Here is a 12201-nt window from a genome sequence, read left to right on the forward strand (position 1 = left end):
TAGTATCCGACCACAGATTAGGTTTTGCGCTTTTTCTTCCGCGCCGACGGGAATAGAACATTGTTCAGAATGAGCCGGTAGCCCGGTGAGTGGGGGTGCAGATTCAGGTTGGTTGGCATTCGGAAGTTGCCGCCCCGGACGCCCTCCGGGTCGTGCCCGCCGTAAAACGTCCATCGCCCCCGGCCAATTTCGCCGTAGATGTACCGGTGCGAGGTTTTTCCCTCGCCCATGACCAGCACATTGGGCTTTACGGCCCCTTTTCGGAAGGCCGTTGTTTGCCCGGCAAACTCCCGGATGGTTGCCTCATGGTTTTGCGTCAGCATAGCCGGAATGACGTCCCATTTGGCTGAGAAATTGAACAATTCGAAATAGGTATTCCCACTTTCGTACCCCCGACTTCCGTTGGCATTGATGTCCGAAAACGTCGAGAAACCCCGGTAGCCGTTGTCGCCTTCGAGGGTGAAATTCTGGAACGCCATTGTCTTACTAAAATCCAGTTTCGACTGCGCATCCGGATCGGCGGGGTCGCCATCATAACTGCTGGGTACGATATCTACACCCTCAGCGGCTAAGGCAATATCGAAGGTCTCAGCGCCCGAACACATGGCAAACAGGTAGCCCCCTCCGGCGCAAAATTCCTTAATCCGCTTGGCCACCGCCAATTTCATGTGCGACACCTTCGCGTGCCCGAACTTCTTCGCAATAGTTTCCTGGGCTTTGATATCATCGACGGTCATGCGGTGCATACTCCGGCCAAACTGCCCCGTAAAGTCTTCGTGGTGCAGGTGCAGCCAATCGTACTTGGGCAGGTCGCCTTTCAGAATTTCCTCGTCGTACACCACCTCGTAGGGAATTTCGGCATAGGTGAGCACCTGTAACACGGCATCGGTATTTTCAAACTCGGCGGTGCTGATTTTGATGGGCGAATACACCACAATTTTGGCGGCTTTGAGCAGCTTCACCACATCGCCGTTGAGGTTGGGGTCGGCCAGTTTTTGCCGGATAGATGCCGCTTCGGCATCGGAGATAATTTCGGCTGAGACACCCCGGATGCGGCACTCGGCCTCAAACGCAGCCGAATGGGCAATCATGAAGCTCCCACCCCGGTAATTGAGTAGCCATTCGACCTCCGCATCGGCCTTCAGCACGGCATAGGCAATCCCGTACGCTTTGAGGTGATTAGATTGTCGCTCATCCATCGGGATAAGAATCGACCGGGCCCAACCTGCCAAGGGAGCAGCGAGCAGACACAACAGCAACACGGAAGCGAAAGACCGTCTCATAGCCGATGCTTTTTCTGGCTAAAGTACTTCCAACTCGCGCTTTACCCCCTTTAGTTTCAGAATATTAGAAAATGGGAAAAGGAAAAAAGGAGATGGGAAAAGGGCGTTAGCTCCCCCACCGAAAAACCTCCCCACCTTTCCCCTTTTTTCTTTCTCTCTTTCCTCCCTCATTACCACTCCCTCAACGCCATCGTTTGGCCATCAAAAACGCCGTAGGTACGGGCGTGGAGCCACTCGCCGATGTTGATGTAACGGCTATTCGGCGTAACGGAGAGGTCGAGGGGCAGATGCCGGTGCCCAAAAATGTAGTAGTCGTGATGCTGCAACTTTTCAACCTCCTGGCAATAGAGGTACAGCCATTCGCGGTTTTCACCCAGAAAAACCTCCTCCCCTTTTTCGGCCCCACTCGCCCGGCTTTTGCGCGACCATGCCAACGCCAGCGAGATACCAATATCGGGATGAACCCACCGAAACAACCAACGGGCCAGGCCGTTTTCAAACACTTTTTTGAGCTGTTTGTACACATGGTCGCCGGGGCCGAGGCCATCGCCATGCCCTACGTAGAACCGTTTGCTACCGATGTCGTACACGCGGGGTTGCCGATACACCGGAATACCCATTTCGGATGTGAAGTAGTCCGACATCCACATATCGTGGTTGCCGGTAAACAGCGTGATTGGCAGGCCGGCATCGGTCAGCTCGGCCAACTTGCCCTGCAAACGGGCAAATCCTTTCGGGATACTACGCTTGTATTCGAACCAGAAATCAAACACATCGCCCACCAGAAAAATGGCGGCCGCATCGGCCCGGGCCGTTTCGAGCCAATCGACAATGGCGCGTTCGCGTTCGCGGCTTTTCTCGGGGGTCGGTGTACCGAGGTGGAAATCGGAGGCAAAGTAAACTTTCTGGCCGGGGCGCAGCTCAATCGTTTCAACGGGGGGCATTCAGCAGATGTCCTGATTCGGGCGCAAAGATAGGGCATTGCGGGGTACGCTAAGGCCCGGAAACATCTGCCCGCCAAAATAGTATTAGTCTACAGAACAACTTTTCTTTTCGTACCCCTATGCGTTATCCATCCATCTTCATCGCCACACTCCCCGCCCTGCTTTTTGCCTGCGGTGGATCATCAACTACTACCGACGCGGCCAACGATGCGGCCGGAACCGGTAGCCCCTTTCTCGCCCGCGAGGTTGTAGGCGTCCACATGCTCAGTACCGACATCAATTACGATGAGCCCTGCAACTACCTGGCCGAAGAGTTCGTGACCGAAACCTTCGGGCTGGAGGGCGTCACCCTCGAAAAGTTCGACAAACCCAACGGCTGCGAGTTTGTCTGGGGTACCAATAAAGTGTCGCTTATGCTGGGCGATAAACGCCCGTTCCCGTCGATCTACCACGCCGAGTATGTATTCGATCGGCTGTACCAACCCAAAGCGGTGGCCCTTACTACGGGCCAAACGGGTGCAGGCGATACCCGGGCACCCCTCAGCGGACCGGACTCCGAAGGCACCGGGGCCGAACTCCCCGCCACAAACCTCAACAGCGCCAAACGCGACACATCGGCCGCCAACGACACCGCCAGTACCGTATCGGGGAGGCCCGCCCGAGCGGCTCAGTTCACCGAGCCCGTTCGGTCGATGGCAGGCTTCAAGGCCGTACCCGATGTGGGCGACAAAGCCGTTTGGGAGCCCGCCAAGCAAACCTTACATGTGTTGCTGAATAACCACATCCTGAATATTCAGGTAAAAACCACGGGCAGCGATATGCAGAAACAACAACGAGCCGCTACCCTGGCGCAGGTAATTCTGGGTCACCTGGTTGACAACTACCACGATACGCGGGCTCACTAAGGGCCATTTACGGCTTCATTTGGCCTCTGATTACCTCGCCTGATGACTCTTTCGTCTGAGAAAGGGTCATCAGGCATTTTTTTGCCTATCAACCCGGCAAACTATACCTGTAGGTCACTCATGTAGTTACCAAATTGTCTTTTTTTATACGCTCAAATTGACCTTTGCAGACGGCTCTCAAAATGAACGTTCTTAAAAAATAGATAAATGTTTTTGCAAAATAGTCAGTATCCAAGAAGATTTATAATCAATTTCACAAAATGGACTTTGTAAAATGAAATTTGGCCAAAGCACCTGTTTTCAAAATAAAATGCGTACTATATTGCAAGACTTTATCGCAAACACGTAAAAGTCCGGCCCCTGACACTATTTATTCGTATCGCCGGATTACCCATTGATTTAACGATTTTTCAATTTTATAAATGTCGTAGCGACGGTAGCCGACGAGTACAACCTACCGGCGCGAGGGCTTGACAACAATCCGTTACGTCTATGTCTGACCAAAGCGACCAGCCCGCCCAAAGCGGGTTCTCCTATGAAACAGGTCTGTATCGTCCTGAATTCGAGCACGACAACTGCGGTATCGGTTTTGTAGCCGATATCAAAGGCCGCAAATCGCACCAAATTGTGGCGGATGCGCTGCACATGCTACACCGGATGGAACACCGGGGCGCGTGCGGTTGCGAAACCAACACGGGCGACGGAGCGGGTCTGCTCATTCAGATTCCACACGAATTCTTCGTGGACGAATGCCGCCGTCAATTTATCCAGCTTCCTGCCGCCGATGAGTACGGTGTGGGTATGGTGTATTTTCCCCGCGAAGCCCGGCTTCGGGAGGAGTGCCGCGCCATCCTGAACCGGAAAATCAAGAAGTTGGGCATGGAACTCCTCGGCTACCGGGTAGTGCCTACCAACAACAGCGACCTGGGTAATGGCTCGCGCTCAGCTGAGCCGCAGATGGAGCAAGTATTCATTAAACGCCCGGATAGCGTTACAAACTCAGACGATTTTGAACGGAAACTCTACGTTTTAAGAAATTACAGTTCGCGCATCATCAATGAAACGGTGAAAGGCGTCGACAATAATTTCTATTTCGCGTCGCTCTCTTGCCGGACAATCACGTACAAAGGGCAGCTGACAACCGGTCAGCTAGCCGAGTACTTCCCCGATCTCGGTCGCGAAGAAGTCGTTTCGGCGCTGGGGGTTGTGCACTCGCGCTTCTCAACCAATACATTCCCCTCGTGGAAACTGGCGCAGCCGTTCCGGTACATTGCCCACAATGGTGAAATCAACACCGTACGTGGCAACGTAAACTGGATGAAGGCCGCCGAGACGATGCTCAAGTCGTCGAAGTTTACCGACGAAGAAATGGCCATGCTGCTGCCCATCTGCGACCATAAGCAGTCGGACTCGGCGAATCTCGATAATGCCATTGAACTGCTCGTGATGAGTGGCCGCTCGTTGCCGCACGTCATGATGATGCTTATTCCCGAAGCCTGGGACGGCAACACCCAAATGGACCCACAGCGCCGGGCGTTTTACGAGTATCACGCCAGTATGATGGAGCCTTGGGATGGCCCGGCTTCAATTTCGTTCACCGACGGGCGTATTGTGGGTGCTACCCTTGACCGGAATGGTCTGCGGCCTTCGCGCTACTGGGTTACCGACGACGATGTGGTCATCATGGCGTCGGAAGCCGGTGTACTCGACCTTGACCCGGCCAAGATCGTCAAAAAAGGCCGCTTACAGCCCGGTAAGATGTTTGTGGTGAACATGGAGCAGGGCCGGATCATTGCCGATGAAGAGCTGAAAGCCGAAATCTGTGCGGCCCAGCCCTACCAGCAGTGGCTCGATGAGTATAAGATTCACATCTCCCAGCTCGAAGCGCCTGCCCGGACGTACAGCAACTACGGTGAAAAAGAGTTGTTGACCCGCCAAAAAGCATTCGGCTTTACGTCGGAAGACCTTCGGATGATTCTGGCCCCCATGGTCGAGACGGGTAAAGAAGCCCTCGGCTCCATGGGTGTCGACGTACCACTCGCCGTTTTGTCGGAGCAAAGCCAGCACCTGAGCCACTATTTCAAGCAGCTCTTTGCGCAGGTAACCAACCCCCCGATTGACTCAATCCGGGAGCGCTCTATCATGTCGCTGATCTCGTTTGTGGGTGCCACCTACAACCTGCTCTCAGAGTCGCCTGAGTATTGCAAACAGGTGGAACTGGATCAGCCGGTACTGACTACCAAAGAGTTCGACAAGCTTCGGTTTATCGACCGGCACCATTTCCAGGCCAAAACCATCAACACCTATTTCCGGGCAGATGGCAACGGTAAATCACTGGAGCGGGCCCTGGAGCGGATTTGTCGCTATGCAGAAGATGCCATCGACGACGGTTTCGAGATTATCATTCTCTCCGACCGCGCCATCGACTCCGACCATGCCCCGGTGCCGTCGCTGCTGGCTACGGCCGCCGTACACCACCACCTGATTCGTCGGGGTCTGCGCGGGCAGGTAGGGATTCTGGTCGAAGCGGGCGATGTGTGGGAAACCCACCACGTAGCCACTCTCATTGGCTACGGAGCCTCGGGTGTAAACCCCTACATGGCTTTCGAAACGATTGCCAACATGAAGGAAAAGGGCCTGTTGCAGGTAGACTACGACCTCGACAAGCTGTACAAGAACTACGTGAAGGCGGTCAACGGTGAGTTGCTGAAGATTTTCTCGAAAATGGGCATCTCAACCCTGCAATCGTACCAGGGAGCCATGATTTTCGAGTGCCTTGGCCTCAACGAAGACGTGGTGTCACGGTATTTCACGGGCACGGTTTCGCGTATTGGCGGTATGGGCCTGCACGAAATTGCCAAAGAGATTCTGGTGCGTCACCGGACGGCCTATCCAGAGGTTCCTTCGGCCGCTGTACAACGGCTCGAAGTAGGTGGTGTGTATCAGTGGAAGCAGCGGGGCGAAAAGCACATTTTCAACCCCGACACCATCCACCTGCTACAGGAGTCGACCAAGCGTAATGATTACGGTCTGTACAAAAAATACAGCAAGCTGATCGACGATCAGTCGAAGAAGGCTATTACCCTGCGCGGACTGTTGAAATTCAAGAAGGGACAGCCGATCCCGGTGGATCAGGTAGAGCCAATCGAATCTATTTTCAAGCGGTTCGCGACGGGTGCTATGTCGTTCGGGTCTATCTCCTGGGAAGCCCATACGACCTTAGCCATTGCCATGAACCGCATTGGGGGCAAGAGTAACTCAGGCGAAGGGGGCGAAGACGAACTACGCTACACCCCGCTCGCCAACGGCGACAGCCTCAACTCGGCCATCAAGCAGGTGGCTTCGGGCCGGTTTGGCGTCACGAGCCACTACCTGAGCAACGCCCGTGAGCTTCAGATCAAAATGGCGCAGGGTGCCAAGCCCGGAGAGGGTGGTCAGTTGCCCGGCCACAAGGTTGATGACTGGATCGGACGGACGCGCCACTCGACCCCCGGTGTGGGCCTTATTTCGCCCCCTCCTCACCACGATATTTACTCGATTGAGGACTTGGCCCAATTAATTTTTGACCTGAAGAACGCCAACCGTGAAGCCCGCATCAGCGTCAAGCTCGTGTCGGAAGCGGGCGTGGGTACCATTGCGGCCGGGGTTGCCAAAGCCCATGCCGACCATATCCTGATTGCGGGTCACGATGGCGGCACCGGAGCCTCTCCGCTGTCGAGTATCCGGCACGCGGGTCTGCCCTGGGAGCTGGGTCTGGCCGAAACCCATCAGACCCTGGTACGCAACAAACTGCGCGGCCGCGTAACCGTGCAGGCCGACGGACAGATTCGGACCGGTCGTGACCTGGTCATTGCCGCCCTGTTGGGTGCTGAAGAGTTTGGTGTGGCTACGGCCGCGCTCGTGGCCGCCGGTTGTATCATGATGCGGAAGTGTCACCTGAATACCTGCCCGGTGGGTGTGGCTACGCAGAATAAAGAGCTGCGCGCCATGTTTACGGGCAAGCCCGAGCACGTGGTGAACATGTTTACGTTCATGGCCACCGAAATGCGCGAAATCATGGCCGAACTGGGCTTCCGCTCGGTCGATGAGATGGTGGGTCAGGTACAGGTTCTCGAAACCCGCGACGATCTGCCCCACTGGAAATACAAAAACATAAACCTGACAGCCCTGCTGTACAAAGAGCCTGTCAGCCTCGATACTGCCCTATACAAGCAGGAAGAGCAGGATCACGGCATCGACACAGTACTCGACCGCGAACTGATCGAACTGGCGCAGCCGGTGCTGACGGGTAGCAAACCCACCGAACCCGTTTACGGCGAGTTTACGGTGAATAACCTAAACCGCTCAATTGGCACGATGCTCTCCAACGAGGTATCGAAGGTGTACGGCGGCCCCGGCCTGCCCGATGGCACCATCCACGTTAAAATGCGCGGCACGGCGGGCCAAAGCTTCGGGGCGTTCTCGACGAGCGGCCTCAAACTCGAACTCGAAGGCGATGCCAACGACTACTTCGGTAAGGGCCTGTGTGGGGCGCAACTGATTGTGTACCCCGATCGGACGGCAACGTTCCAGCCCGAAGAAAACAGCATCGTGGGTAACGTTTCGTTCTACGGGGCTACCTCAGGCGAAGCGTTTATCCGGGGTATGGCCGGCGAGCGGTTCTGCGTTCGAAACTCAGGTGCCAAAGTAGTTGTAGAGGGCGTGGGCGACCACGGTCTTGAGTACATGACGGGTGGTTTGGCCGTAATTCTGGGTCAGACAGGGCGCAACTTTGCCGCCGGTATGTCGGGCGGGGTAGCATACGTCTGGGATCAGGACGGCACGTTTGCGAGCAAGGTAAACCCCGAAATGGTGGCTCTTGAGCCACTTAACGCTGAAGATTCGACCATTCTGCGCGAGTACATCGATAAGCACTTCCAGTACACCACCAGCAACGTGGCTCTGGCCCTGATTCAGGACTGGGACAATAAACTGGGTCAGTTTGTGAAGGTGCTGCCCACCGATTTCAGTCAGGCACTGGCAAGCCGGGGTATCTCGCTTTCGGAGCAGATCCGCGACAAAAACGTCGTCTATCAGGACATTGTCGTCGATGTAGTTGGCGGGTAAGCATGAGGTTGGAGCCTCCTCTTCGAGTTGATATTCGAAAGCTGACCCACTACTTACTGGTGCGGTTGGAACAAGATGACAAGTCGAACTACCTCAGTTTAGCTGGCTACGAGCAACTTAGTTGGAAACAGCTCGAACAAGACCTATTCAGATTAGTACAAAGCACCGATGCTGTGCTGGAGCGCACAAATGGGTATGGCACCCTGTATAGTGTCACAGGATATCTAACTGGCCCAAACGGGCGGTCAATTCTGGTGAAGACAATCTGGATGCGGGATGATGACGAGGAATTAACTAAATTTATTACGTTATATCCTCCAAAATGATACATAAGCATGAAGTGGCCACTATACAAGCAGCACGCCCTGCTGAAGGATTTTCCAGAGGAAGGCCTTAAGAAAGGGGACGTTGTGACGACAGTTGAGTTTTTAGAAGCCCGGCGCGACTTGCCCAATGCTTATTACGTAGAAGCTTTTAACGCCGTTGGCAACACGATTGCCGTGTTTATCGTGGAGGAAGAGGCTCTCGAAGCGCTTACCGAACACGATGTGCTAACCAAGCGAACCTTAGAAACTGTTTAAGTATCAATGGGAAAGCCCACAGGATTTTTAGAATTTTCGCGTGAACTGCCCGCCAAGCGGCCGGTTCAGGAACGCATACATGATTACCAGGAAATTGATACCCCATTCAGCGAAGCCCTGACCCAAAAACAGGCGGCCCGCTGCATGGATTGCGGTACGCCATTTTGCCACAGCGGCTGCCCGCTGGGCAATATCATTCCGGAGTTCAACGACGCCGTGTATGAGCAAAACTGGCAGTACGCGTATGAGATTCTGAGCACAACCAACAACTTCCCGGAGTTTACAGGGCGTATTTGCCCGGCACCCTGCGAGTCGTCGTGCGTGCTTGGTATCAACAAGCCCCCCGTAGCCATTGAGTTTATCGAAAAGTCGATTATCGAGGTGGCCTATGCCAACGGGTATGTAAAGCCAAACCCGCCCAAAAAGCGGACCGGCAAAACCGTGGCGGTAATAGGCTCAGGACCGGCGGGCCTCGCGGCTGCGGCACAGCTCAACAAAGCCGGCCACACGGTTACAGTGTTTGAGCGGGCCGATCAGATTGGTGGTTTGCTCCGCTACGGCATTCCCGATTTCAAACTCGACAAAGCCGTGATTGACCGCCGTTTGGCCGTGATGGAAGCCGAAGGTATCACCTTCCGGACGGGCGTCAACGTAGGTGTTGATCTCAAAGCATCGGAACTACTCGATGGGTTTGATCTGGTCTTACTGGCGGGCGGCTCTACCGTTCCGCGCGACTTACCGATTCCGGGCCGCAACCTCAAGGGGATTTACCCGGCCATGGAGTTTTTAAGCCAGCAAAACAAGCGCGTGGCCAACCGGCCGCTCGAAGTTGACCACCGGGGGGCTGTATACGCCAACGGCGATTTGCAGGCAACGGGCAAGAACGTGGTAGTCATCGGTGGGGGCGATACAGGCTCCGACTGTGTGGGTACCTCCAACCGGCACGGTGCAGCGTCTATCACGCAAATTGAGCTGCTGCCCATGCCGCCAAAAGACCGCGCCGAAAGTACCCCCTGGCCCAACTGGCCCATGATGCTCCGTACGAGCACCTCGCACGAGGAAGGCTGTGAGCGGCAGTGGTCAATTAATACCAAGGCGTTTATCGGCGACGAAAACGGCAATCTGAAAGCCCTTCAGCTCGTGAATCTGGAGTGGAAAAATGAGAACGGCCGGATGCAAATGGTTGAGGTGCCTGGCTCAGAGCGCGAAATTCCGTGCGAACTGGCCTTGTTGGCGGCTGGCTTCCTGCACCCGCAACAAGAAGGACTACTGGCCGACCTGGGCGTTGAGCTCGATGAGCGTGGCAATGTGAAAGCCAACAACTACCAGACAAGCATTCCGAATGTGTTTGCCGCGGGCGATATGCGCCGGGGTCAGTCGCTGGTAGTTTGGGCCATCTCGGAAGGCCGCGAAGCCGCCCGTGCCGCCGATACCTTCCTGATGGGCGAAAGCCTGCTGGAAGCCAAAGCGGAGTCGATGCTGGCGGCCGTTTAGAAATCTACTTACGCCAATACAAAAAGCGTCCGGGTTTGTGAACCCGGACGCTTTTTTGGTTTTGGGGAGCTGTCAGAGACGGATAACCATCCCACGCAACAACGCAGGTATTTACTTCAGCACAACAGTTGCCACAACAGGCTGGTGGTCTGAGGGATACCGTTGCTCAAGGGCATCGGTCAGTACCGCGTAGTTGTTCACGGCGATGTCTTTACTCACAAAAATATAGTCGATACGCTGCTTCATGGGCGCATCAAACTTAAACGCGTTGAATGTACCTACCGGGCCATAGGGCGGAGTAGCCGTTACGCGGTAGGTATCGTTGAGCAAGGTTTCAATGGTTTTAACCTGCTCGGTTTCAGGCGTTGAATTGAGGTCACCCACACAAATGACGGGGGCGTTTTTAGCGATCTCTTTGATCTTCTGCACCATCAGCTTACCCGATTCGCGCCGGGCCACCACGCCCTGATGGTCGAAATGTACACTAAAAAAGAAGAAGTCTTTCTTGGTGGTCAGGTCTTTGAACTTCGCCCACGAACAAATGCGGTTACAGCAGGTAGCATCCCAGCCTTTACCGGGCTTATCGGGGGTTTCGCTGAGCCAGAAATCACCCGAATCGAGCACCTTAAAGCGGTCCTTTTTGTAAAAAATAGCCGAGTGCTCGCCCGCTTCTTTGCCATCGTCGCGGCCTTTACCCAGATACGCAAAATCGTTCAGCTCAAGCAGGTCATTCATCTGCCCACGCAGGGCTTCCTGCACGCCAAACAACTCAAAGCCGTGGTACCGAATCAGGCCCTTCACCATCTCTTTACGGTTAGGCCAGGCATTGACGCCATCGTTGGGCGTGTTGTACCGCAGGTTGTACGAGGCCACCCGGATGGGGGCATTTTTCTGGGCCGAGCTTTGGTGGATCATCAACAGGCTACAGGCCAGCACAAAAAAAATGGACTTCATGAAGGGGTATGTTTAGACAACGGTGGCCAATCGGGTGAAACCTACCCTAAGAAGCTGTTTGAGTTAATCACTTTGGCCCGTAAAGGCAGCTTTTGGTCGCTGTCTGCGCCACTTTTTTGGGCCGTAGCAACAGCTACGCCCGGCAAAAATTGGCTTGTCAGCGACTAAAATCCGCTCCCTACGATCTCAAATCGCTAACTCAAACAGCTTCTTAGGCAAGTAGCCAAATGGTCGGTTCGGGCACCGTTACCAAATAAATCACCGAGCCGGGATTATTTACCCGTTTCGGCGTTCGGCGCATCAACCGGCTTGGATTCGGGTGAGCCTTTCTGCCGCAGAAAAATCGACAAAACTACAATCGACAAAACCGACAAAAATTCGCTTTGCCAGTTTTGCAACGACTGAAACCAGAACTCACTCGTCCCCAAAAACGCCCATAGGGTCAGCCGTTCGGGCTGCCCAGCCAGACTTTGCTCGGTATTGTATTGCTCAACTCCGCCAAGGGCATGGAGGAAAAACGAAATCACAAACAAGAGCAGAAACGCCAGACTGAGCGAATTTTTGTACAGCGTCAGCACCCAGCCGCCCTGCCGAACCGGCCAGGGTGCGCCCGGCCGCGCGGCCGATGGTTCCCGGTCAACGGCCTCGGGTTCGTCGAGGCTCTTGGACTCTGAGGAGCCTTTCTGGAAAAGCGAGGCCGTCAGCAACACGTATAAGCCCATTTGCAAAAACTCGCTTTCCCAGTTTTCAAAAATGGCTTCGATACAATGCCCACTGCTAACGTAGACCATCAATGTCAGCGGAGCCCGGCCGTAGTCGGCCAATTCCTCATTAAACGTATGCCAACCCACCAGAATCTGCCCCACCAACGTCAGGACGGTGATGAGCGACAAGACCAGTGACAGGCCATTTTCGTGCAGAAACCGCTTCATAA

Annotated in this window: 9 protein-coding genes; 5 read left to right on the top strand and 4 right to left on the bottom strand. The window is 54.7% G+C overall.

What is annotated here, in order from left to right; genetic code table 11:
* Positions 1-17: 17 nt before the first annotated feature.
* Positions 18-1283: a hypothetical protein gene (locus RUDLU_RS0102960; RefSeq protein ID WP_027302705.1), complete on the bottom strand. Its 1266-nt coding sequence runs from the start codon at positions 1281-1283 to the stop codon at positions 18-20.
* 170 nt (positions 1284-1453) lie between these two features.
* A complete protein-coding gene (locus RUDLU_RS0102970; protein WP_019986862.1) occupies positions 1454-2227 on the bottom strand; it encodes a UDP-2,3-diacylglucosamine diphosphatase in 774 nt (257 codons plus the stop codon).
* Positions 2228-2346: 119 nt separating this feature from the next.
* Here RUDLU_RS0102970 and RUDLU_RS0102975 point away from each other — a divergent pair, with 119 nt between their 5' ends.
* The 5 genes from RUDLU_RS0102975 (at position 2347) to RUDLU_RS0102995 (ending at position 10313) form a co-directional block, all read left to right on the top strand.
* A complete protein-coding gene (locus RUDLU_RS0102975; protein ID WP_019986863.1) occupies positions 2347-3132 on the top strand; it encodes a hypothetical protein in 786 nt (261 codons plus the stop codon).
* Between the two features lie 492 nt (positions 3133-3624).
* The gene (gltB, locus tag RUDLU_RS0102980; RefSeq protein ID WP_019986864.1) at positions 3625-8238 is read left to right on the top strand and encodes a glutamate synthase large subunit; all 4614 of its coding nucleotides are present in this window, start codon (positions 3625-3627) and stop codon (positions 8236-8238) included.
* A 2-nt stretch (positions 8239-8240) separates the two neighbouring features.
* On the top strand, positions 8241-8564 hold the full coding sequence (locus tag RUDLU_RS30560) for a DUF6883 domain-containing protein (RefSeq protein ID WP_019986865.1): 324 nt from the start codon (positions 8241-8243) through the stop codon (positions 8562-8564).
* Positions 8565-8573: 9 nt separating this feature from the next.
* On the top strand, positions 8574-8819 hold the full coding sequence (locus tag RUDLU_RS0102990) for a DUF4926 domain-containing protein (RefSeq protein ID WP_019986866.1): 246 nt from the start codon (positions 8574-8576) through the stop codon (positions 8817-8819).
* 6 nt (positions 8820-8825) lie between these two features.
* On the top strand, positions 8826-10313 hold the full coding sequence (locus tag RUDLU_RS0102995) for a glutamate synthase subunit beta (protein ID WP_019986867.1): 1488 nt from the start codon (positions 8826-8828) through the stop codon (positions 10311-10313).
* Between the two features lie 111 nt (positions 10314-10424).
* On the opposite strand, the gene RUDLU_RS0103000 is transcribed toward RUDLU_RS0102995, so the two are convergent.
* Both RUDLU_RS0103000 and RUDLU_RS0103005 read right to left on the bottom strand, forming a co-directional pair.
* Positions 10425-11267: an endonuclease/exonuclease/phosphatase family protein gene (locus tag RUDLU_RS0103000; RefSeq protein ID WP_019986868.1), complete on the bottom strand. Its 843-nt coding sequence runs from the start codon at positions 11265-11267 to the stop codon at positions 10425-10427.
* A gap of 272 nt (positions 11268-11539) precedes the next feature.
* Entirely contained in the window at positions 11540-12199 is a 660-nt protein-coding gene (locus tag RUDLU_RS0103005) for a DUF6766 family protein (RefSeq protein WP_019986869.1), read from the bottom strand.
* Positions 12200-12201 lie beyond the last annotated feature (2 nt).

It is taken from the genome of Rudanella lutea DSM 19387, assembly GCF_000383955.1.
Taxonomy (GTDB): domain Bacteria; phylum Bacteroidota; class Bacteroidia; order Cytophagales; family Spirosomataceae; genus Rudanella; species Rudanella lutea.